Genomic DNA, 23177 nt, shown 5'->3' with positions numbered 1-23177 from the left:
TTGCGTCGTTTGCCGGCACGCTGTTCCGATTTAGGTGTGATGGAGCCGCGATGCCAGTGTCTACGAGGCTTTGTCCGCATTTTTTCGGGCAGCTCAGCGTTTTTCCGGCAAAGGGTTGCAAAAAAGCCCGGCTGTGCGCCGGGCTTTTTCCCTTACCTGTACCGTCAGGCGGTTCAGGCCGACTTCTTCTTCTCGTCGTCTTCGTCGATTTCCTCGAAGTCGGCATCGACGACGTCACTGTCCTTGGCGGCATCAGCCTTGGCGTCGGCCTCGGCGGCTTCCTTCTGCGAAGCCTCGTACATGGCCTGGCCGAGCTTCATCGAGACTTCGGCGAGCGTCTGCGTCTTGGCCTCGATCTCGGTCACATCGTCGCCTTCGGCAGCGGTCTTCAGCGCCGCGATCGCATCGGCAATCGCCGTGCGGTCGGCCTCGGAAACCTTCTCGCCGTATTCCTTCAGAGATTTCTCCGAGGAATGCACCAGCGCCTCGGCCTGGTTGCGGGCCTCGACCAGCGCGCGCCGCTTCTTGTCGGCTTCGGCATTGGCCTCGGCGTCCTTGACCATCTTCTCGATGTCGGCGTCCGAAAGGCCGCCGGACGCCTGGATGCGGATCTGGTGCTCCTTGCCGGTGCCCTTGTCCTTGGCCGAGACGTTGACGATGCCGTTGGCGTCGATGTCGAAGGTGACCTCGATCTGCGGCACGCCGCGCGGCGCAGGCGGGATGCCGACCAGATCGAACTGGCCGAGCGCCTTGTTGTCGGCGGCCATTTCACGCTCGCCCTGGAAGACGCGGATGGTCACCGCCGACTGCGAATCCTCGGCTGTCGAGAACACCTGGCTCTTCTTTGTCGGAATCGTCGTGTTGCGTTCGATCAGCCGCGTGAACACGCCGCCCAGCGTCTCGATGCCGAGCGACAACGGCGTCACGTCGAGCAGCAGCACGTCCTTGACGTCGCCCTGCAGCACGCCGGCCTGGATAGCGGCGCCCAACGCGACGACCTCATCCGGGTTGACGCCCTTGTGCGGCTCCTTGCCGAAGAACTGCTTCACGATCTCCTGGATCTTGGGCATACGGGTCATGCCGCCGACCAGGACGACTTCGTCGATTTCGCCGGCCTTCAGGCCGGCATCCTTGAGCGCCGCCTTGCAAGGATCGATCGTGCGCTGGACGAGATCCTCGACCAGGCTCTCGAACTTCGCCCGCGTCAGCTTCAGCGTCAGGTGCTTGGGGCCGGTGGCATCGGCGGTGATGAAGGGCAGGTTGATTTCGGTCTGCGTGGTGGACGACAGCTCGATCTTGGCCTTTTCAGCCGCTTCCTTGAGGCGCTGAAGGGCGAGCTTGTCGTTCCGCAGGTCGATGCCCTGTTCCTTCTTGAACTCGGCCGCCAGATATTCGACCAGACGCATGTCGAAATCCTCGCCGCCGAGGAAGGTGTCGCCATTGGTCGACTTCACCTCGAACACGCCGTCGCCGATTTCGAGCACCGAAATATCGAACGTGCCGCCGCCAAGGTCATAGACGGCAATCGTCTTGCCTTCCTTCTTGTCCAGTCCATAGGCAAGCGCGGCCGCCGTCGGCTCGTTGATGATGCGCAGCACTTCGAGGCCGGCGATCTTGCCGGCATCCTTGGTCGCCTGGCGCTGGGCGTCGTTGAAATAGGCCGGAACGGTGATGACTGCCTTCTCGACCTTCTCGCCGAGATAGGCCTCCGCCGTTTCCTTCATCTTCTGCAGGATCATCGCCGAGATCTGGCTAGGCGACTGCTTCTTGCCGCCGGCCTCGACCCAGGCGTCGCCATTGTCGCCCTTGACGATCTTGTAGGGGACAAGCTTCTTGTCCTTCTCCGTCACCGGATCGTCGTAGCGGCGGCCGATCAGGCGCTTGACCGCGAAAATGGTGTTCTCAGGATTGGTAACCGCCTGGCGCTTGGCCGGCTGGCCGACGAGGCGCTCGCCGTCGCTGTTGATGGCGACGATGGAAGGGGTCGTGCGGGCGCCTTCCGCATTCTCGATGACCTTGGATTCCTTGCCGTCCATGATGGCGACACAGGAGTTGGTTGTTCCCAGATCGATACCGATTACTTTTGCCATTTCTCTAATCTCTCCGCTAAGCAGGCTCTCAGGACCCGTACAGGCGTTCCGACGAAAGCCCCTGTTCACAAGAAATTCCGCTCCGGCAACCGGCATTCGGCGCTGGACGGCTTGGCGCGTATATAAGAACAGGCTGCGTGGCGCGCAAGCATTCTGCGCAAGGCGTTCACCATTCATCGCGGTTGATCGGATTCGGGACCGGCAGGCCCGTATTTTCGGCGGTGATCCAGCCGGGCCGGCCCCCGGCCCATGAACCTTTCCGCCTCGCCCCGCGACTGATGCTCAGGTGCCGCGTGGTGCGGCCCCGGAAAGGAAAGCCCCATGACCACAGATCCAGAGGCTCCATGGTCTCCGGGAACAGCAGGAGCTCAGCGCGACCATCGCCTTCGGGACCGGGTCGATGCGCTGGGCTTTTCGCCGGTTCCGTTGACCCTGCGCGGACCCAGGCGTATCGTGACGTTGAGGAAAGCAGACAATTCGATCAGGGATGAACGTGCCGGAACGCCGCGCCTTGCCCTGATTTGTGCGCCGGGACCGGATGTTTCTCCCATGACCTGTGGGGGGAGATCCATGTCTTGCGACCACGGCGCGTTCGTGCGCTCTCGTGCCGGCCGTTTGCGCCGCGCCATCGAGGCTGCCAGCGGATTGTCGATCTTGGCGCTCGCCGCTGGGCTCTGGCTCGGTGGCTCGGCCCAGGCTCAGGAAACCCGGATCATCTATCCCGGCTCGATGGCAATGACCGGATTCTCCGGCACCATCATTCCCAATTTCGAGGAAGGCCTGCCGCCGGGCGTCGATCCCGTCGACGAAACCTTCATCGACACGGCGCGCGCGACCTTGCGCATCTTCGACGTCTCAAGGCTGGGCGGGCCGGCGTCTGGCCAATTGGTCTTCACCCCGCCACCGTTCGAGGTCACAGCCGGGCAAATCGGCCAGGTGTTCGGCATCACCTACGACGACGGCGTGCGCGACGGCGTCCCATCGGCCATTCCAAACCTCTATGCCGGCGCCACGTCGCTGCACGGCATCCGCATAGTCACGCCAGACGGCGACGCCGACGGCCGGCCGGAGCGGCAGCGCCGCGGCACGGCTGACGCTGTCTTCATGGACGGCCAGTTCGGCACCGAAAACGGCGGCGGCCCCGGAACGATCTGGAAGATCGACGGCATCACCGGCGCCGTCTCGAAATTCGCCGATATCGACGCCAATAGCGGTCCCGGCATCGGCGACGTCACTTTCGACAATATCCACCGCCAGTTCTTCGCCAGCGATCTCGACACCGGCCTCATCCACCGCATCGACGCCAATGGCGCGCTGCTCGACACGTTCGACCACGGCATAGCCGGCCGCCCGGCGCACGGGCTTGCCGCCGTTGCCGACGACGGCTCGGTGATTGACATCCAGGGTGCTGCCTTCGACAGCGAGGACCCCGACAGCTGGGGCTACACGCAGGACGAGCGCCGCGTCTGGTCGGTCGCCTATCGTGGCGGCCGGCTCTATTATTCGGTCGGTGATAAGGCGGAGATCTGGTCGGTGGGCGTTGCCGGCGACGGCAGTTTCGCCGGCGACCTGCGCTGGGAACTGACGGTCAAGGCCGACAAGGATTACGCGGTCACCGACATCGCCTTCGACAACGAAGGCTTCATGTACCTGGCCCAGCGCGGCCCGGTGGAGAACCGCTACGACTACAGCCAGTTCGCCGATTCCGGCAAGGGTCAGGTCATCCGCTACTGGCGCGAAAATCCGGACGATCCGGCGACGGAATCGGCCTGGGTGGAAGTGCCGCAGGAATATGTGGTCGGCTTCCCGCAAGACAACCGACAGTCGGCCGGCGGCCTCGACCTGCAATATGGCTACGATGCCGAAGGCAATCTCGATACCGGCGTCTGCACCGACACGCTGGTCGATACCGGCGACAAGTTGCGCGACAACCCGGAGCTTGCCGAACAACTCGCAGCCGGCGGGCCACTCGCCGTGCACGGCGTGCAAATCACGCCGACGGCACTGGTCAAGCCGGCCAACATGCCGCCTTTCGGCTCGTGGTTCGTCGACTTCGACAATTATTTCGAAGACCCGGAAGTCGAAGGCCATGTCGGCGACGTCGAGGTCTGGCGCCCCTGCGAAGGCCGTGCCGGCTATTACGAGCAGGTGCCTGGCGGCTATCTGCCACCGTTCTATCCGCCGGACTTTCCGCCCCCCGGCAATCTGCCTCCTTGCCTCGATGTCGAGGATGTCAGGTATTTCTGCACACCCTCCGGCCTCGAGGCCGATCTCTATCTCCATGACCATGCCGGCTTTGGCGGCGATTCGATCAAGGCTCTGTCCAGGACGCCTGGCGTTGGGGTGACTTCACCTCTGTCGCATGCGCCCGGCGCGCCATACACGATCGGCATCACCGGCCATTACCCTGGCGATACGGTCGATGTCGGGCTCTGCTTCTACAGGCAGTCCGATAGCGACAAGGGTGGCTACTATCCTTGCTGCAAGATGACCTTGCCGCTCAGAACCCCAGCCGTCAGCTGCGAACCGTGAGGAGGGGAAGATGAGCAATCTCGCATTTTTCCCGCCTGCGACAAGCAGCCAGTCAACCGGCAAACAATCATTCGTCATGGAGACCATCGTGAAACCCCTGTCACTCGCCAGGCGCGGTGTGCGCTGGCTGATGGCGGCCGGTATCGCGGTCGCCATGCTGAGTCCGCTGCAAGGCTTCGCTGAAGACCTTGCTCCGGCCAAGACCAAGCCTGCCGATGCGGGCATCTACACTGCCGTTCCAGATCCCAGGCTCGATTTCGACAATCCTCGCATCGTCAATCCGGAGCCGGGCCGGATCGTGCCCTTCTTCGCCAAGAAAGGCACCCAGAGAGGCTGCGACTATGTCGTATACTCGCTGAGCTTTGGCTTGCGCGGCAATCCGCAGGATTTTGCCAGCCCGGACCTCGCCGCCATGCTGAAAAAGGTCAGGCTCGATTTCAGGGACCAGCTCCCGCACGGCCTGCGCATCGTCGGCGTGCATGTGACCGGCGACGGCACCGATGCGTCCGGCGGACCGCTGCCTGGTGCTGCGATCAGCAGTTCGGCTGGCCCGGACGATACCGCGACGGTGTCCGATTTCCGGATTTCCGCCAGCGATCTCGACGGCATCGGCGCTGCGAACGAGCGCGTCGTCACCTTCCAGATCACCGCCAAGATTGACCATGCGGCGTTTCCGTCGCCGACGACCGTTCACAACCAGAGCGTGCTTAAGGTGAGCCGCGAACGCGGCGCCGGCATCGAAATCCTGTCGCAGGATCCGGGCAAGCCGGACGACGGCAATTATCTCACGGGTGCAAAGGCGTCGATCAAGATCGACGTCACCAGGTGCAACCCGCCGCCTCCACCTCCCGGCAAGGAATGCTTCAAGGTGGAGCGCGGCACGGTCGATTGCGTGCCCGGCGGCGGCGCCTTCATCTACCACATGCCGGTCGGCCCGGAGATGGCTGGCAAATGGGTGCAGCTTTCGACGACGACACCCGGCATCACCATCATTCCCGACACGCAATTGGTGCCGGCCGGCGGCGGTGTGCTCAATTGGAAGATCGTCGGCGCTTCACCCGGCGACGTCATCCACATCATCGTCACCGGTATCGAAACCTATGCCGGCCCGAGGGAGGGCTGGGACCTGTGCTGTACGCAAACTGTCGATATCGTCATCCCGCGTGATCAGCGCTGCCCACCGAAGGACAAGGAACCGGATCTGAAAGTCGAAAAGCGCGCCGACGTGCAACGTTGCACGATGGGCGGCGGCTGCAACTTCACCGTCAGGGTCACCAATGTCGGCGATGCACCCTACCACGGCAAGATCGTGCTCAACGAAGTCACCCTGCCGGCCGGCTCCACCCTCGATTCAGGGCCGAACCCGCCTTGGGTCTGCGCGCCTGGAACCACCCCGATGATTTGCACTCATCCGGTGACCACGCTCAATCCGGGTGCCTCTGTCGACCTCAAGCTTGGCTTCAAGCCGGCCGCAGGCTGGCGAGGCAGCGTCTTGCGCAACTGCGCCACTTACAATTACGGCGCCAGCGGCAAGCCGCTTTTCGGCAGCCAGCAAAACGATCGCGGCTGTGCTTCGATCCCGGTCTGCCGGCGTGGCGATCGTGGCCGCGACTGCCGGCCGCCGGTGGAGAAGAAGGTCGACCTGATCCTGAAGAAGCGCGCCCGCACCGAATTCTGTTCGGCCGATGGCGTCTGCACCTTCGTGGTCGACATAATCAACAATGGCAGCGTCCCCTATAATGGGCCGCTGACGGTCGTCGATACCTATCCGGGCGGCGCGCCGGCATCCTCGACCTTCGGCCCGACGCCGCCATGGACATGCGGACCGAACGGCCCCGGCCAGTTCCGCTGCGACAATGCCGGCATCGTGCTGTTGCCTGGCGCCTCGACGCCGATCTTCGTCAGGGCGGTGATGCCGGCCAACTACCGGCCCGACAGTGTCGAGAACTGCGCCGAGGTGAAGGCTATTCCCGGTGAGAACGACATCACCAACAACAGGGCCTGCGCCAAGGAACGCATCCGTCATCCGAATGGCGGCCAGCCGGCCCTGCGCATCACCAAGGTGTGCAATGGTTCGCTGGCCGGTGCTGCGGTCGTTTCCTGCCGCATTACCGTCATCAGCCTCGGCACCACTGCCCCGACCGGTCCGGTACGGGTCAACGATGCCGCGACGCTGATAGCCAGCGGAGCGCCGGTCCAGATCCAGACCGTCACCCCAGACGGCGCGGAATGGACTTGCGGACCGGTTCCGGCCAATGCGCTGTCGTGCCAGATTCCCGGCGCCGTCATGACGCCTGGAACCAGCCGCCATTTCGACGTGACGGTTGCCGCGAACGGCGAATTCGAGAACTGCGCACGCGGCTCCTACGGCCCGGCTCCGGGAGACGACATCGTCTATCCGATCGGCCAGGCCTGCGCCAAGGGCGGCGGCGCCTCGACCATCCGCGTCGAGAAGACCGGTGATGCCGAGTGCAAGCCCGGCCAGCCCTGCTCGTTCGAGATCACCATCACGAACGATGGCGCGAGCGCCTTCTCCGGTCCGGTTCGCGTCGGCGATGCGATCGGCGTCGAAGGCCTCGGCCGGCTGGAAGACGTTGCGATCACCTCGATCGATCCGCCCTTCGGCTGCTCGCCGGAGCCGGCAATCTTGCCTCTGTCCTGTATCGCCCAACTGACGCTCGGCGCCGGGGAAAGCCACGTGCACACAGTGACCGTGACTATTCCCGACGACGGCCGTCTGGCCAATCTGCAGGGCATTGTCAACGGCCAGAACTGCGTCGGCATGCTGTCTCCGAACACGCCGGTGCAAGGCGGTGGCGACGTGCTGTCCCGCGGTGCGGCCGACGTGCAGGGTGATCGCGGCAAGGCCTATGCCTGCCATCCCTTCACCATTATGAATGAGGTGAAGAAGGAATGCTCGCAAGGCTTCGTCATGAACGACGCCGGCAACTGCGTCTGCCCGCCCGGCAGGACCTTCCGCAATGGCCAATGCTCTTCCGGGGGCGGCACGGTCATCGTGCCGAAGCCAAAACCTTGCGTTCTGCTCAAAGGCCAGATCCGTACCGAAGACGGACGCTGCGTCTGTCCGCGCGGAACCGAGCTGGAGAACGGCGCTTGCGTGGGCAGCAAGCCGCAGCCCGAGCAGTGCACCGTCCGTGGCCAGATCCACGACGCTGCCGGCGATTGCGTCTGCCCGCGGGGCACCGAAGTCAAAGGCAATGCCTGCCGGCCAATCCAGCCAAAACCCGAGCAGTGCACCATTCTGGGCCAGATCCATAACGCCGCTGGCGATTGCGTCTGCCCGCGGAGTACGGAAGTCAGGGGCAATGTCTGCCGGCCAATCCAGCCGAAGCCGGAGCAGTGCACCATCCGCGGCCAGATCCACGACGCCGGAGGCGATTGCGTCTGCCCGAAAGGCACGGAAGTGCAAGGCAATGCCTGCAGGCGCAAGAAGCCTGTTGTGGTGGAGTGCTCGATACCTGGTCAGATCCACAACAAGCGTGGCGTCTGCGTCTGCCCGCGTGGGACAGAGCTGCGCGACGGCGCCTGCCGCAAACCGCGGCTGGAGTGCGCACCGGGCGCGCGGCCGATTAATGGCCAGTGCCAGCCGATCCGCAAACCGAGCCTGCTGCTGAATCCAGATGTTCTTCAGCAGCTGCCAAGGCGCAAGCCGCAGCTCGAGCAATAGGATCGCACGCGAACTTCAAAACGGTGATCATTCTATCAAGAAAACCCCGCCGGAGCGATCCGGCGGGTTTTTCTTTGGCTGGCAGATGAAAGAGCAGCGAAAACCTGAAGCCGTGGCATCAGCGGAAGGACAAACCGGCTTCCACTTTCCGGACTCGACTCATGGTCTAGGCAGGCGATACAGAGGGGCCGTAAACCGAGGCGTTCGGGAAGACCGCGTCATGAGCAAAAAAACCCTGATCGCGCCATCGGTGCTGGCTTCCGATTTCTCGAAGCTCGGCGACGAGGTCGAGGCGGTGGCGGCCGCCGGCGCCGACTGGATCCATCTCGACGTCATGGACGGGCATTTCGTCCCCAACATCACCTTCGGGCCGCCGGTGATCAAGGCGATCCGCAACCGCACCAAGGCCTTCTTCGACTGCCATCTGATGATCGCCCCCGCCGACCCCTATCTGGCCGCCTTCGCCGAGGCCGGCTGCGACGGCATCACGGTGCACGCCGAAGCCGGGCCGCATCTCGACCGCTCGCTGCAGACGATCAAAAACCTTGGCAAGAAGGCCGGTGTGTCGCTCAACCCGGCGACACCGGAGACGATGATCGAATACGTGCTCGACCGGCTCGATCTGATCCTGATCATGACGGTCAATCCGGGCTTCGGCGGCCAGGCCTTCATTCCGGCGATCGTAGACAAGGTGAAGCGGGTGAAGGCGCTGATCGGTGACAGGCCGATCCGGATCGAGATCGACGGCGGTATTTCGCCGGAAACTGCGCCCCTGGTCACTGCCGCCGGCGCCAGCGTGCTGGTCGCCGGTGCGGCCATTTTCAAGGGCGGCAGCGTCGCAGCCTATCGGGCAAACATCGAGGCAATCAGGGCAGCGGCGGACAAGGCGGCCGGCTGACCGCCGCCGTTCGGCCGGAGACAGCCGCTCGGGGGGACTTTTGAGCAACCATCTGTTCGATGCTTTCCGTGCCCGGATGCCCACGCCCGGACGCCTTTTGATGGAGGCAGAGGACGGGCGCTCGATCAGCTATGGCGAAATGCTGGCGCGCTCCGCTCAATTGGCACATGTGCTGTCGCAGCTGGGCGTCGAAGCCGGCGACCGCGTCGCCGTTCAGGTCGAGAAGAGCCCGGAGGCCATTTTCCTCTATCTCGCCTGTCTGCGTGCCGGCGCGATCTTCCTGCCGCTCAACACCGCCTATACGCTGACCGAACTCGACTATTTCTTCAGGGATGCCGAGCCGCGACTGATCGTCTGCGACCCGGCGCGAGTGACCGAGATCGGCGTTTTGGCGCAGGCCTCGGGCGCTGCGGTCGCGACACTCGGCAGCAAGGGCGAGGGTTCGTTGACCGATCGGGCCTCTGAGGCGGCCATGGACTTCCACGACGTGGCGCGCGGACCGGACGACCTTGCTGCGATCCTCTACACATCCGGCACCACCGGCCGTTCGAAAGGCGCCATGCTCAGCCACGAAAACCTCGCCTCGAATGCGCGGGTGCTGGTCGACCTCTGGCGCTTCACTGCCGCAGACGTGCTGATTCACGCGCTGCCGGTTTTCCACACGCATGGCCTTTTCGTCGCCACCAATGTCGTCCTGATGGCCGGCGCCTCGATGCTGTTCGAAACCAAATTCGACCCGGCCCGCATCGTCTCGCTGCTGCCGCGCGCCACCGTGCTGATGGGCGTGCCGACATTCTACGTCCGCCTGCTGCAGCAGGACGGTTTGAACCGGCAAGCGGCGAAAAACATCCGCCTGTTCATTTCCGGCTCGGCGCCGCTTTTGGCCGAGACGCACAGAGCCTGGCGAGAGCGCACCGGCCACGCCATCCTCGAGCGCTACGGCATGACCGAGACCAACATGAACACGTCGAATCCTTATGATGGCGAGCGGCGTGCCGGCACGGTCGGGTTTCCCGTGACCGGCGTTTCCCTGCGCATCACCGACCCCGAGAGCGGCGAAACACTTGCCAAGGGCGATGTCGGCATGATCGAGGTGAGGGGTCCCAATGTCTTTTGCGGCTACTGGCGCATGCCGGAAAAGACCAAAGCGGAGTTCCGTGACGACGGTTTCTTCATCACCGGCGATCTCGGGCTGATCGATGCCGACGGCTATGTCCACATCGTCGGCCGCGGCAAGGACCTGATCATTTCCGGCGGCTACAATATCTATCCAAAGGAAGTCGAGAGCGAGATCGACGCGCTGCCTGGCGTCGCCGAAAGCGCTGTCATCGGCGTTGCCCATCCGGATTTCGGCGAAGGCGTCACCGCTGTCGTGGTGAGGGCGCCGGGCTCGACCATCAGCGCCGCAGGGATCGTCGAGGCCATCGCCGGGCGCCTCGCCAGGTACAAGCATCCGAAACGGGTGATCTTCGTCGACGAACTGCCGCGCAACACGATGGGCAAGGTGCAGAAGAACCTGCTGCGCGAAGCCTACAAGGACCTCTATACGTCCAAAGCCGGCTAACCCTAACGAGCAGGGCTGCCTGCAAAAACCTTGGCACCATCGATCCAGACGCTTTTAATGTCCAGATCGTCCGACAGCGAAACGATGTTGGCCGCGGTACCGTTGGCGAAGCGCCCGAACCGGTGCGACTGGCCGACCGCCTGCGCCGGATAGAGGGAGGCCATGCGCAAGGCTTCGTCGAGGTCGAGGCCGACGACGCGGTGCATGAAGCGCACCGCGGAAATCATGTCGAGATCCGCGCCCGCCAGCGTGCCGTCGGCAAGTGTCAGCCTGCCATCCTTGCGGTGGATGGTGCGGCCGTTCAGCGTGAACGAGGTCATGTCGGTGCCGATCGTCGCCATGGCATCGGTAACGAGCAGGATCTTGCCCGGCCCCTGCTTGGCGCGCAAGGCGATGGCCATGGTGGCCGGATCGACATGGATACCGTCGGCGATGATCCCGGCATAGAATGCGCCGGTATCGATTGCGGCGCCCGCCAGCCCCGGCTCGCGATTGCCGATCTGGCTCATCGCATTGAACAGATGGGTGACCACCGTTGCGCCGGCCTCGGCAAAGGCGCGAGCCGTGGCATAGCCGGTATCGGAATGGCCGATGCTGACGACAATGCCGGCCTTGCTAAGCGCCGACACCTGGCTGGGCTCGACGGATTCGGGCGCCACCGTCGTCAGCAGCACGGGCAGGTTTTTCCGTGCGGCGATCAGCATCGTCTGGTCGGAGTCTAGCATCGGCCGGATCAAAGCCGGGTCATGTGCGCCCTTGCGGGCGATCGACAGATGCGGTCCTTCGAGGTGCAGGCCCAGGAACCCCGGCACCTTCCTCCGTGCCGCCTCGGCTCCGGCCGCAACCGCCGCGGCGGTGATCTCGGACGTGTCGGTGATCAGCGTCGGCAACAGCGCCGCCGTGCCGAAGGGTGCGTGCGCCCGGCAGATGGTCTCGATCGAGGCGACGTCGGGATGGTCGTTGAGCATGACGCCGCCGCCGCCATTGACCTGCAGATCGACGAAGCCAGGCGCCAGCATGCCGCCGCCGGTCTCGATACGCGCAACATTGGATGGAATGGCGCCGGCGGCAACAATGGCCTCGACGAGGCCGTCGCGCACGAGAAGCGCCGCATTGTCGTGCCAGTCGTCGCCATCGAAAATCCGGGCGCCAGTCAGGGCAAAACGGTCGCTCATAGGGTTTCCGTTACCTTGCGCAGATTGGGCGGCGTGTCGGGGTCGAGGCCGCGATGGCGGGCAAAAGCCTCGACGAAACCATAGAACGACACGATCAGCGTCAGCGGGTCGGTCAGCGGATGACCGGTTGCGACATGCGGCAGGCGCTGAGCGCTCTTTGCCTTGTTCGACGTCACAAAGACGGCAGCGCCCTTGCCGGCCAGGCTGTCGGCGGCATCGGCCACCGATGGCTCGGACGCATCGCGAGCAGCCAGAGCCAGCACCGGGAAACCGGGACCGACCAGCGCCAGCGGGCCGTGCATGACCTCGGCGGCACTATAGGCTTCCGCATGCATGGCGCAGGTTTCCTTGAATTTCAGCGCCGCCTCGTTGGCGATCGCCGCCGACGGGCCGCGGCCGAGAATGAACAGCGATTTCGGCGTCTCGAGTGCCCCAGCCAACGCCATCCAGTCGCAGGCGATCGCCTTGCGAAAATGCTCCGGCAAGCGCGCGAGCGCCACCAGGAGTTTCTCGTCGCCGGTGCAATGCGCCATCAGGGCGAGTCCTGCGACGGCTGAATTGACGAAGGTCTTCGTCGCCGCGACGCTGCGCTCCGGTCCGGCCAGGATGTCGATCGCGTAGTCCGAAGCCCGCGCCAGCGGCGAATCGGCGGTGTTGGTGATGGCGACGGTCAGCGAACCGCCGGTCCTCGCCGCTTGCGCCATTGCAACGATGTCCGGGCTCTTGCCGGACTGCGAGATCGCCAGGCAGGCCGAGCCGCCCAGCTTCAGCTTGGCGCCATAGATCGAGGCGATCGATGGGCCGACCGATGCAACCGCCAGCCCGGCGGTCAACTCCACGGCATATTTCATGAAGGTCGCGGCATGGTCGGACGAGCCGCGCGCCACGGTGACGACGAAATTCGGATCGCGCTCGCGAATGCCGCGTCCAGCTTCCGTCAGCACCGCGGCCGAGCCATCGAGCAGGCGGGCGGTGGCCTCCGGGATCTCCTCGATCTCGCGCCGCATATGGGTCGTTGTTGCGGTCATGGCCGGCCCTCTTCGCCCGGCCCGCTCAGCCGGAGTTCGGCGACAAAATCATAGGCGTCGCCCCTGTAGATGGAGCGGGTAAACTCGATCACCTTGCCGCTCGCCAGATAGGAGATACGCTCGATGTGCAGGCCGGCAATGCCCGGCGGTACTTCCAGCAGATGTGCGTCGCCATCGCCGAGATTGGTGGCGGAAATGCGCTGCACCGCCCGCACCGGCCTGTTGCCGGTCTTTTCCAACGCGGCGTAGAGCGACGAACCAATCGCCGCCGGATCGGGCAGCACGCTTGTCGATAGCGAGGCGCGCTCGATCGCCAGCGGCGTGTCGTTGGCGATACGAAGGCGCGCCACGCGCGCAACCAATTCGTTCGACGCCAGGCCGAGCACCATCATCTCGTCGGGCGACGGCGGATAGAGGCCGCGGTCGAGCCAAGCCGAACGCACCGCCATGCCGCGCCGCGCCATGTCTTCGGTAAACGAGGTCAGCATCGACAGCGACTGCTCGACGCGCTCCATACGTGGCGCAACGAAGGTACCGGAACCATGGCGCTGGACGAGGATGCCGCCTTTGACCAGGTCCTGCACCGCCTTGCGCACGGTAACGCGCGAAATGTCGGCCTTGCTAGCGATGTCGCGCTCGGAAGGCAGCGCATCGCCAGGTCCGATCAGCCCGCGTTTGACCGCATCCTCGATGCTCTTCCTGAGCTGCAGATAGAGCGGCGCGCCACTCTGCGACGATTGTTTCAGCGCCGCGAATATCTGGTCGGCGGCCTCACTCATCGAGCTGCCTCCGCCGGGTTTGCGAAAATCCGAACCGCCATATGAACCGCGCCGCCCAGCGCGTCGTCGAGCGGCGGTTTCAGCAGCGCCCGGTAGCGGGCCGACAGGCGCGGCGCATAAAGCGGCGCCAGCCCGCCGAGCAGGCAGAGCGGATCGTCGCCGCCGAGGTCGAGCACGCCAAGCGCTGCCTCGACATCGGCGACCGCCTTGTCGAGGATCCAGATTGCGACGGCGTCGCCTTTTTCGGCATGTTCGAACACCTTGGGCGCGAAGCCGCCGAAATCGCCGGGCTTGGCGTTGGTGGTGAATTCGACCACATCCTCGGGATTGTTGCGGAAAATGGCGAGCATGGTCTCCGTCAGCGGCGATCCCTGGCGGATGCCGTCATAGGCGAGCAGCGTCTGCTCGAGCAGGTCGCGGCCGATACGGGCGCCGCTGCCCTGGTCGCCGACCTGGAACCCCCAGCCGCCGATGGCGCGCGACTTGCCTTGTTTGCGTGCCATATAGGCGGTGCCGGTGCCGAGTATGGCCATGGCGCCGTCGCCGGAGCCAACCGCGCCTTCCAGCGCGATCTCGGCGTCGGTCTCGACACGGCTGATGCGAAACGGCAGGATCGCTTCGAGCTGCTGCCGGTAGGTGCCGACATTGGCGCCGGCAAGACCGAGAACGGCCGGAGTTTGCGGGATCAGTGCGGGATCCCTGCCCGCGGCGACAAAGGCCTGCTGCGCTGCGTCGACGATGTTCGTCCTGGCGCCGGTGAGATCCGTTCGGATGTTGGCGGCACCGCTTTTGGCGCGGCCGAGGACGCTGCCGTCGGCCGTTGCAAGGGCCGCCCTGCAGCTGGTGCCGCCGCCATCGATGCCGAGCACGAATTTCACGCGATTTCTCCTCCGGGCGGATAATACCAATAAAGTACCAATAGCCAAGGATTAATTTCCGTTTCAAAAAAGTTAAGGCGTAGTTTGTTGGAAAATCAGCCAATTTCGTTCGCAAGCCTGCACCGCCGCAAGGATTTCATTAATGCGTGTGGACAAGTGGTATTTTTTTGGTATGGTTTTCTCGATTGGAGGAAAGCGGATGGCCGAAACGCGCACCGAAGCGCTTCACCAGAATGCCGAGGGACTGGATATCCAGGCCCCGGAAGCCGTCCTTTCCTCTTTGGTCAACGCACAGATCGAGGCCGCCAAGGCCGTGCACGGCGCCATTCCTGCCATTGCCGCGGCAGCCGAAATCATCGCAAGCAGACTGAAAAGCGGCGGCAAGCTCGCCTATGCGGCTGCCGGCAGTTCGGGCCTGATGGCACTGGCCGATGCGCTTGAGTTGCCGGGCACGTTCGGCATCCAGCGCGACCGTATCGCCATCCTGATCGCCGGCGGCGACGAGGCCTTCAAGACACTGGCCGGCGGGCCGGAGGACGACACCGAGGAAGCTTCGGCAGCGGTTGCCGCCGCCGGCATCGGCAAGGGCGACTGCCTGATCGCCGTCTCGGCCAGCGGCTCGACACCTTATGCAGTCAGGGCGATCGAGGACGCCAGGCGCCGCGGTGCGGCGACCATTGCCATCGCCAACAACCGGGATGCGCCGCTGTTGCGGCTGGCCGACATCGCCATCCTGCTCGAAACGCCGCCGGAGCTGATTGCCGGCTCAACGCGCATGGGCGCAGGCACCGCCCAGAAGATCGCGCTCAACATGCTGTCGACGCTCGCCGCCATCCATCTCGGCCATGTCCATGACGGCTACATGGTCAACCTCATGGCCGACAACATCAAGCTGCGCGACCGCGCCGCACGCATCGTCGCCGCCGTCAGCGGGCGCGGCAAGGACGAGGCGGAGCGCCTGCTCGAAAGGAGCGGCGGCGTCGTCAAGACCGCTATTCTGCTCGCCGCCGGCGCCGCCAGCGCCGATGCAGCCGAGAAGATATTGGAAGGGACCGGCCACAAGCTGCGGCCGGCCCTTTCCGCGATCGAGGGGAGCAAGGGGCGCAATGCCTCTGTTCTCATCAAAACCGAACCTGAAAAAGGTCAACAGGGAGACTGAGCATGACAACGAAGCTACTGACGGCACTTCTTCTCGGCACCAGCATTCTCGGCTCTGCCGGGGTGGCTTATGCCGACGACGTAACGCTCAACATCGAAAGCTGGCGCGGCGACGACCTTGCCATCTGGAAGGACAAGCTGATCCCTGCCTTCGAAGCCAAGAACCCGGGCATCAAGGTGGTGTTCGCGCCATCGGCGCCAACCGAATATGACGCCGCCCTCGGCGCCAAGCTCGCCGCCGGCTCGGCCGGCGACCTGATCACCTGCCGCCCGTTCGACAAGTCGCTGGAGCTCTTCAAGAAGGGCAACCTCGCCGACATCTCGACCCTGCCCGGCATGGAGAACTTCTCCGACGTCGCCAAGGCCGCCTGGCAGACCGACGACGGCAAGTCGAGTTTCTGCGTGCCGATGGCCTCCGTCATCCATGGCTTCATCTACAACAAGGACGCCTTCGACAAGCTCGGCATCAAGGTGCCGGAGACGCGCGACGAATTCTTCGCCGCGCTCGACAAGATCAAGGCCGACGGCACCTACATCCCGATGGCGATGGGCACCAAGGATCTCTGGGAAGCGGCGACCATGGGCTACCAGAACATCGGCCCGAATTACTGGAAGGGCGAGGAAGGCCGTCTGGCGCTGATCAAGGGCGAGCAGAAGCTGACCGATCCGCAGTGGGTCGAGCCCTACAAGGAACTGGCCAAGTGGAAGGACTATCTCGGCGACGGCTTCGAGGCGCAGACCTATCCGGACAGCCAGAACCTGTTCACGCTCGGCCGCGCCGCCATCTACCCGGCCGGCTCGTGGGAAATCGGCCTGTTCAACACGCAGGCGCAGTTCAAGATGGGCGCCTTCCCGCCGCCGGTGCAGAAGGCCGGCGACACCTGCTACATCTCCGACCACACCGACATCGGCATGGGCCTCAATGCGGCCTCGAAGAACGCGGATGCGGCCAAGATCTTCCTGTCCTGGGTGGCCTCGCCGGATTTCGCCACCATCTACGCCAACGCGCTGCCGGGCTTCTTCAGCCTGAACAACACCCCGGTGAAGATGGAAGACCCGCTGGCCCAGGAATTCGTCTCCTGGCGCGGCAAGTGCAAGTCGACGATCCGCTCGACCTACCAGATCCTGTCGCGCGGCACGCCGAACCTCGAAAACGAGACGTGGGTTGAATCGGCCAACGTCATCAACGGCACCGACACGCCGGAAGCTGCCGCCAAGAAGCTGCAGGACGGCCTCGACAGCTGGTACAAGCCGGCCAAGTAAGAGCGCGGCGAAGCGTTGTCTCCCCCCTCGAGGGGGGAGATGTCGCCGAAGGCGACAGAGGGGGTCGGTCGAGGCAGGCTGCGGCTTGATCGCTGCTGGAAAGCACGGTCGAACGACGATGGCGCGCTGCCTCTGCCGACCCCACCCGCCTCGCTTTGCGAGGCACCCTCCCCTCGAGGGGGGAGGGAGGCGCCGCGCCCTTTGACGGCAATAGCAAGACCTGATCGGCGGGGACCGAACGCATGGCCGCAGCACCGAAAAGACCGTTCCGTTGGCATATCGGCGTTTTCCTGGCGCCGGCGTTGCTGGTCTATACGGCGATCATGATCCTGCCTCTGGCCGGCACGCTGCAGCTTTCCTTGTTCCGCAACATCAATCAGTCGCAGGTCTTCGTCGGACTGGAAAATTTCCGCATGCTGTTCGGTGATCCCAACTGGTCGGTCAATTTCTGGAACGCGCTCAGGAACAATGTCTGGTTCTTCGTCATCCACATGCTGGTGCAGAACCCGATCGGCGTCCTTCTGGCCGCACTTCTGTCCAGCCCCAGGCTGCGGTTTTCCGCCTTCTACCGCACAGCGATCTTCGTGCCGACGATCCTGTCCTTCGTCATCGTCGGCTTCGCCTGGAAATTGATCCTGTCGCCGCTGTGGGGCGTGGCGCCGCATCTGATGGATCTTGTCGGGCTGAAGAGCCTGTTCACGCCATGGCTTGGCAAGGCGCAATATGCGCTGACCGCGCTCAGCCTGATCTCGGTGTGGCAGTTCGTCGGCATCCCGATGATGCTGATCTATGCCGCGCTTCTGTCGATCCCCGACGAGGTGCTCGAAGCGGCCGAATGCGACGGCATCACCGGCATGTCGCAGTTCTGGAAGATCAAGCTGCCGCTGATCCTGCCGTCGATCGGCATCATTTCGATCTTGACCTTCGTCGGCAATTTCAACGCCTTCGACCTGATCTACACCGCGCAAGGCGCATTGGCCGGCCCGAACTATTCGACCGATATTCTCGGCACCTTCCTCTACCGCGCCTTCTTCGGTTTCCAGCTGCAGGTCGGCGATCCCAACATGGGCGCGGCGATCGCCACGATGATGTTCCTGATCATCCTCGGCGGCGTCTGCGTCTATCTTTTCCTCGTCCAGACGCGCCTGCGTCGCTACCAGTTCTGAGGCGCGACATGAGCACGGCAACCCGCTCGCTGCCCCGCACCATCGGCGCCCATGCGATCCTGTTGACCTACACGGCGATCGCGCTGTTTCCGGTGGTCATCGTCATCGTCAACTCGTTCAAGTCGCGCGCGGCGATCTTCGGCGCGCCGCTGGCGCCACCGACGCCAGGGACATTCGACCTGATCGGCTACAGCACGGTGATCGGCCAGGGCGATTTCATCCACTATTTCCAGAACAGCCTCATCGTCACCGTCGCCTCGCTGTTCTTCGTGCTTTTGTTCGGCGCCATGGCCGCCTTCGCGCTGTCGGAATACCGCTTTCGCGGCAATTTGCTGATGGGACTGTACCTGGCGCTTGGCATCATGATCCCGATCCGCCTTGCCACCGTCGCCATCCTGCAATTGATGGTGGCGAGCGGGCTGGTCAACACACTGACGGCGCTGATCCTGGTCTACACCGCGCAAGGCCTGCCGCTCGCCGTCTTCATCCTGTCGGAATTCATGAAGCAGGTGTCCGACGATCTGAAGAATGCCGGACGCATCGACGGTCTCTCCGAATACACCATTTTCTTCCGGCTGGTGCTGCCGCTGGTCAGGCCGTCGATGGCGACAGTCGCCGTCTTCACCATGATCCCGATCTGGAACGATCTGTGGTTTCCGCTGATCCTGGCGCCGTCGGAGGAGACCAAGACGGTGACGCTCGGCGCGCAACTGTTCCTCGGCCAGTTCGTCACCAACTGGAACGCCATCCTGGCCGCACTTTCGCTGGCGATCATGCCGGTGCTGATCCTCTACGTCATCTTCTCGCGGCAGCTGATCCGCGGCATCACCTCGGGAGCGGTCAAGTGAGTTCGCAACAACCTCTTCGCGTTGTCATCGCCGGCCTCGGCAACATGGGGCGCAGCCATGCGCTGGCGTATCACACCAATCCGGGATTCCAGATCGCCGCGCTGGTCAACCGCTCCGATGTGCCGCTGCCGGAAGGGCTTTCGACCTACGCCATCCGGCGTTCCTTCGACGAGGCGCTACGCGACGAAAAGCCCGACGTCGCCTGCATCGCCACCTATTCCGACAGCCATGCCGATTATGCGGTCAAGGCGTTCGAGGCCGGCTGCCATGTCTTTGTCGAAAAGCCGCTGGCAACCACCGTCGCGGATGCAGAGCGCGTCGTCGCCGCCGCCAAGGCCAACGGCAAAAAACTGGTGATCGGCTATATCCTGCGCCACCATCCGTCCTGGATCAGGCTGATTGCCGAGGCGCGGAAGCTCGGCGGCCCTTACGTGTTCCGCATGAACCTCAACCAGCAATCCTCCGGCCACACCTGGGAGACGCACAAGCAGCTGATGCAGACGACATCGCCGATCGTCGATTGCGGCGTGCATTATCTCGACGTGATGCTGCAGATCACCGACGCCAGGCCGGTCGAGGTGCGTGGCATGGGGCTGCGGCTGACCGACGAGATCGCGCCGTCGATGTACAATTACGGTCATCTGCAGGTGCTGTTCGACGACGGTTCGGTCGGCTGGTACGAGGCCGGCTGGGGGCCGATGATTTCGGAGACGGCTTTCTTCGTGAAAGACGTGATCTCGCCCAATGGCTGCGTGTCGATCGTCATGAAGGAGGGTGTCAGGTCCGACGACATTGACACCCACACCAAGACCTCGACCATCCGCCTGCACAGTGCGGCGACCGGAGCCGCCGGCAAGTTCGCCAAGTCGGATGAGATGCTGTCGATGCAAGGCGAGCCCGGCCATCAGGACCTTTGCGACCTCGAACAGGCTTTTGTGCTGAAGGCGATCCGCGAGAATCTCGATCTCTCCCGCCACATGGACGACGCGGTGAAGTCGCTCGCCGTCTGCCTTGCCGCCGACGAGAGCGTGCGCAGCGGCCTCGCCGTGAAACTCTAGAACAGGGACGACGCCGTGGGCTCGCTGAACATCGAGAACGTAAAAAAGGCCTTTGGGCCGGTCGAGGTGCTGAAGGGCATCAACCTCGAGGTGACGGATGGCGAGTTCGTCGTCTTCGTCGGTCCATCCGGCTGCGGGAAGTCGACGCTGCTCAGGGTTATTGCCGGGCTGGAGGACTCGACCTCGGGCCGCGTGGTGATCGACGGGGCGGACGTCTCCGCCACCCCGCCGGCCAAGCGCGGCATCGCCATGGTGTTCCAGACCTATGCGCTCTACCCGCATCTGACGGTGAAGAACAATATGGGTCTCGGCCTCAAGCAGGCGGGCACGCCGGCGGCCGAGATCGACCGCCGCATCGGCATCGCCTCGTCGATGCTGTCGCTGGAGCCCTACCTCTCGAGGCGGCCGGCCGAGCTCTCCGGCGGCCAGCGCCAGCGCGTCGCCATCGGCCGCGCCGTGGTGCGTGAGCCCAAGCTTTTTCTGTTCGACGAGCCCCTGTCGAACCTCGACGCCGCACTGCGCGTCAACACCAGGCTGGAGATCGCGCAATTGCATCGCCGGCTGAAGGCCACGATGATCTATGTCACCCACGACCAGGTCGAGGCGATGACGCTGGCCGACAAGATCGTCGTGCTGAACGCGGGAAAGATCGAGCAGATCGGCGGGCCGATGGAGCTATACAATTCGCCGGCAAATGAATTCGTCGCCGGCTTCATCGGCTCACCGAAGATGAATTTCGTCGACGGCGCCAGGCTTGGCGAGACGGCCAAGACCATCGGCGTCCGTCCCGAACATCTGACCGTCGATCCCAAATCCGGCGCCTGGAAAGGCACGGTCGTCCATGCCGAGCACCTTGGCGCCGACACCAACCTCTATCTCGACTGCGAGAAGGCCGGCTTGATCACAGTGCGCATCTTCGGCGTCTATAACGCTGAACCGGGTGCCACGCTCTATGCGACGCCGGATCCGGCAAAGACATACCGGTTTGGAGCCGACGGGAAGGTGCTGAAGTAGCGCAGGCGCCGACTCCCCTTCTCCCCTTGTGGGAGAAGGTGGCCGAGCGAAGCTCGGTCGGATGAGGGGTGTTGGAAGGATCGCTGCCCTGAAGGCGTAAGTGCCTAAAATCCCCTGATGTTTTCACGCCTCGTTTTCTTGCAGCACCCCTCATCCGTCTTGTCGCTGCGCGACAATCCACCTTCTCCCCCAAGGGGAGAAGGCAAAGCGCCGCCTACGCATCCGCCCTGAACGTCTGCTTCTGGATGCCCAGCCCTTCGATACCGAGCTCGACCACGTCGCCGGGCTTCAGGAAGACCGGCGGCTTCATGCCGAGGCCGACGCCGGGCGGCGTGCCGGTCGAGATGATGTCGCCCGGGTGCAGCGACATGAACTGGCTGAGATAGGAGACGAGATAAGCGACGCCGAAGACCATGGTCTTGGTCGAGCCGTTCTGCATCGTCTTGCCGTTGACCGTCAGCCACATCGGGATGTTCTGCGGGTCCTTGACCTCGTCCTTGGTCACCAGCCACGGGCCGATCGGCCCGAACGTGTCGCAGCTCTTGCCCTTGGTCCACTGGCCCTGGCGCTCGGCCTGGAAGGCGCGCTCGGAGACGTCGTGCGCGACGCAATAGCCGGCGACATAATCAAGCGCCTCGGCCTCGGTGACATACTTTGCAGTCTTGCCGATCACCACGCCGAGCTCGACCTCCCAGTCGGTCTTCACCGAGCCGCGCGGGATCAGCACGTCGTCATTCGGCCCGACAATAGCCGAGCTTGCCTTCATGAAGATGATCGGCTCCGGCGGCACGGTGGCACCGGTTTCGGCGGCGTGGTCGGAATAGTTGAGACCGATGCAGATGAATTTGCCGGTGCCGGCGACGCAGGCGCCGATCCGCGGCTTGCCGGAAACCGCCGGCAGCGTCTTCGTGTCGAGCTTCGACAATGTCTCGAGCGATGCCGGGTCAAGTGCCTTGCCGGCAATGTCGGTGACATGGGCGGAGAGGTCGCGGATCGTTCCATCGGCATCGAGCAGGCCGGGGCGTTCGCTCCCCGCCTCGCCATAGCGCAGCAGTTTCATGCAGTTTTCTCCCAGTTGCGACCAGAGGCCGTTTGCAAACTCGCTCCGCTGCGGCGAATGGCGTGGGTTTCGAGACCCGGAGCGGAGCGTACTTAAAGTACGTGAGCACCGGAAGCGCAGAAAGCCGCGTCAGGCGCCCGGCGGAGTAGGGTTTTCAAATGGCCTCTTAGATCGACCAGCCACCGTCGATATTATAAGCCTGCCCCGACGTATAGGTGGCGCCGGCCAGATAGACGGCGAGATCGGCGATTTCCTCGGGCGTGCCGAGGCGGCCCATCGGCTGGCGGGCGATGAAGGCGGCGCGAGCTGCTTCGTAGTCGCCCTGCGCATGCATGCGGTCCTGCAGCGACGGGCTTTCGACAGTGCCCGGACAGATCGCATTGCAGCGTATGCCCTTGCCGACATAGTCGGCGGCGACCGACTTGGTCAGGCCGATGACGGCTGCCTTGGTTAGGCCATAGACGAAGCGGTTCGGCACGCCCTTGGTCGAACTGGCCAGCGACGCCATGTTGATGATCGAGCCGTCGCCGCGCTCCAGCATGCCGGGCAGCACGGCGCGGATGGTGCGGATCATCGAGCGGACATTGAGATCATAGGCAAAGTCGAGATCGCCGTCCTTCATCTCGAGGATCGAGCCGGAATGGACGAAGCCGGCGCAATTGAACAGCACGTCGACGGCGCCGATCTCGGCAAAAGCGGCGTTCACCGCTTCGTCGTTCAGCACGTCGAGCTTGCGGGTCTTGATACCGGGCGTCTTGCCGAGGTCGGCGAGCACCACCTCGTTAATGTCGGTGGCATGGACGACGGCGCCGACCTTGGCGAACGCCAGCGCGCTCGCCCGGCCGATGCCTTGCGCCGCCGCCGTGACGACAACGATTTTGCCTGTCAGATCCGCCATGCTTTTCTCCTCGCCCGTCTGTGGTCGTTCGGCTTTTACCGGCGCAAGGCCGGGGCGCAATGTGCCAGCCGGGCACTACC

At 64.0% G+C, this 23177-nt stretch carries 17 protein-coding genes; 10 read left to right on the top strand and 7 right to left on the bottom strand.

Annotated features, from left to right (window positions below; all coding sequences use genetic code 11):
* Window positions 1–173 precede the first annotated feature (173 nt).
* Complete coding sequence (gene dnaK, locus NKI59_RS02185; protein ID WP_023679851.1) at window positions 174–2090, bottom strand: molecular chaperone DnaK; 1917 nt, start codon at window positions 2088–2090, stop codon at window positions 174–176.
* Between the two features lie 570 nt (window positions 2091–2660).
* On the opposite strand from dnaK, the gene NKI59_RS02180 reads away from it, so the two are divergent.
* The 4 genes from NKI59_RS02180 (at window position 2661) to NKI59_RS02165 (ending at window position 10772) form a co-directional block, all read left to right on the top strand.
* Window positions 2661–4622: a hypothetical protein gene (locus NKI59_RS02180; RefSeq protein WP_352702052.1), complete on the top strand. Its 1962-nt coding sequence runs from the start codon at window positions 2661–2663 to the stop codon at window positions 4620–4622.
* 10 nt (window positions 4623–4632) lie between these two features.
* Window positions 4633–8310 carry a DUF7929 domain-containing protein gene (locus NKI59_RS02175; protein ID WP_352702050.1) on the top strand — a complete coding sequence of 1226 codons (3678 nt, stop codon included), beginning with the start codon at window positions 4633–4635 and terminating at the stop codon, window positions 8308–8310.
* 220 nt (window positions 8311–8530) lie between these two features.
* Complete coding sequence (rpe, locus tag NKI59_RS02170) at window positions 8531–9208, top strand: ribulose-phosphate 3-epimerase (protein ID WP_352449613.1); 678 nt, start codon at window positions 8531–8533, stop codon at window positions 9206–9208.
* 40 nt (window positions 9209–9248) lie between these two features.
* Window positions 9249–10772: a malonate--CoA ligase gene (locus NKI59_RS02165; protein ID WP_352702047.1), complete on the top strand. Its 1524-nt coding sequence runs from the start codon at window positions 9249–9251 to the stop codon at window positions 10770–10772.
* Window positions 10773–10774: 2 nt separating this feature from the next.
* Here the strand turns inward: NKI59_RS02165 and nagA are convergent, their stop codons facing one another.
* The 4 genes from nagA to NKI59_RS02145 are packed head-to-tail and all read right to left on the bottom strand — an operon-like array spanning window position 10775 to window position 14632.
* Window positions 10775–11947 carry an N-acetylglucosamine-6-phosphate deacetylase gene (nagA, locus tag NKI59_RS02160; RefSeq protein ID WP_352702045.1) on the bottom strand — a complete coding sequence of 391 codons (1173 nt, stop codon included), beginning with the start codon at window positions 11945–11947 and terminating at the stop codon, window positions 10775–10777.
* Window positions 11944–12975 carry an SIS domain-containing protein gene (locus tag NKI59_RS02155; RefSeq protein ID WP_036239401.1) on the bottom strand — a complete coding sequence of 344 codons (1032 nt, stop codon included), beginning with the start codon at window positions 12973–12975 and terminating at the stop codon, window positions 11944–11946. The genes nagA and NKI59_RS02155 overlap by 4 nt, the downstream gene beginning before the upstream one ends.
* Window positions 12972–13754 carry a GntR family transcriptional regulator gene (locus NKI59_RS02150; RefSeq protein ID WP_023679844.1) on the bottom strand — a complete coding sequence of 261 codons (783 nt, stop codon included), beginning with the start codon at window positions 13752–13754 and terminating at the stop codon, window positions 12972–12974. The genes NKI59_RS02155 and NKI59_RS02150 overlap by 4 nt, the downstream gene beginning before the upstream one ends.
* Window positions 13751–14632, bottom strand: coding sequence for a glucosamine kinase nucleotide-binding domain-containing protein (locus NKI59_RS02145; protein WP_352702043.1), 882 nt, complete (start codon window positions 14630–14632; stop codon window positions 13751–13753). The genes NKI59_RS02150 and NKI59_RS02145 overlap by 4 nt, the downstream gene beginning before the upstream one ends.
* 199 nt (window positions 14633–14831) lie before the next feature.
* Here NKI59_RS02145 and NKI59_RS02140 point away from each other — a divergent pair, with 199 nt between their 5' ends.
* The 6 genes from NKI59_RS02140 to NKI59_RS02115 all read left to right on the top strand — a co-directional run bounded on the left by NKI59_RS02140 (window position 14832) and on the right by NKI59_RS02115 (window position 21139).
* Complete coding sequence (locus NKI59_RS02140) at window positions 14832–15791, top strand: N-acetylmuramic acid 6-phosphate etherase (protein WP_352702041.1); 960 nt, start codon at window positions 14832–14834, stop codon at window positions 15789–15791.
* Between the two features lie 2 nt (window positions 15792–15793).
* Window positions 15794–17053 carry an ABC transporter substrate-binding protein gene (locus NKI59_RS02135; protein WP_352702039.1) on the top strand — a complete coding sequence of 420 codons (1260 nt, stop codon included), beginning with the start codon at window positions 15794–15796 and terminating at the stop codon, window positions 17051–17053.
* A 242-nt stretch (window positions 17054–17295) separates the two neighbouring features.
* Entirely contained in the window at window positions 17296–18219 is a 924-nt protein-coding gene (locus NKI59_RS02130) for a carbohydrate ABC transporter permease (RefSeq protein WP_352702037.1), read from the top strand.
* 8 nt (window positions 18220–18227) lie between these two features.
* Window positions 18228–19067 (top strand): carbohydrate ABC transporter permease, encoded by an 840-nt coding sequence (locus tag NKI59_RS02125; RefSeq protein ID WP_352702034.1) that lies wholly within the window; start codon window positions 18228–18230, stop codon window positions 19065–19067.
* Window positions 19064–20125 carry a Gfo/Idh/MocA family protein gene (locus tag NKI59_RS02120; RefSeq protein ID WP_352702032.1) on the top strand — a complete coding sequence of 354 codons (1062 nt, stop codon included), beginning with the start codon at window positions 19064–19066 and terminating at the stop codon, window positions 20123–20125. Before NKI59_RS02125 ends, NKI59_RS02120 begins: the two co-directional genes overlap by 4 nt.
* Before the next feature lie 15 nt (window positions 20126–20140).
* Window positions 20141–21139, top strand: a complete 999-nt coding sequence (locus tag NKI59_RS02115; protein WP_352527632.1) for an ABC transporter ATP-binding protein — start codon at window positions 20141–20143, stop codon at window positions 21137–21139.
* Between the two features lie 214 nt (window positions 21140–21353).
* Here NKI59_RS02115 and NKI59_RS02110 read toward each other — a convergent pair whose 3' ends face one another.
* Both NKI59_RS02110 and NKI59_RS02105 read right to left on the bottom strand, forming a co-directional pair.
* Window positions 21354–22199, bottom strand: a complete 846-nt coding sequence (locus tag NKI59_RS02110) for a fumarylacetoacetate hydrolase family protein (RefSeq protein ID WP_352702030.1) — start codon at window positions 22197–22199, stop codon at window positions 21354–21356.
* 166 nt (window positions 22200–22365) lie between these two features.
* Window positions 22366–23097: an SDR family oxidoreductase gene (locus NKI59_RS02105; protein WP_023677124.1), complete on the bottom strand. Its 732-nt coding sequence runs from the start codon at window positions 23095–23097 to the stop codon at window positions 22366–22368.
* Window positions 23098–23177: the final 80 nt, after the last annotated feature.

It is taken from the genome of Mesorhizobium sp. M0598, from assembly GCF_040320865.1.
Lineage (GTDB): Bacteria > Pseudomonadota > Alphaproteobacteria > Rhizobiales > Rhizobiaceae > Mesorhizobium.
The sequence above is the reverse complement of the archived record's forward strand: the minus strand, read 5'-3'. Positions and strand labels throughout refer to the sequence as shown.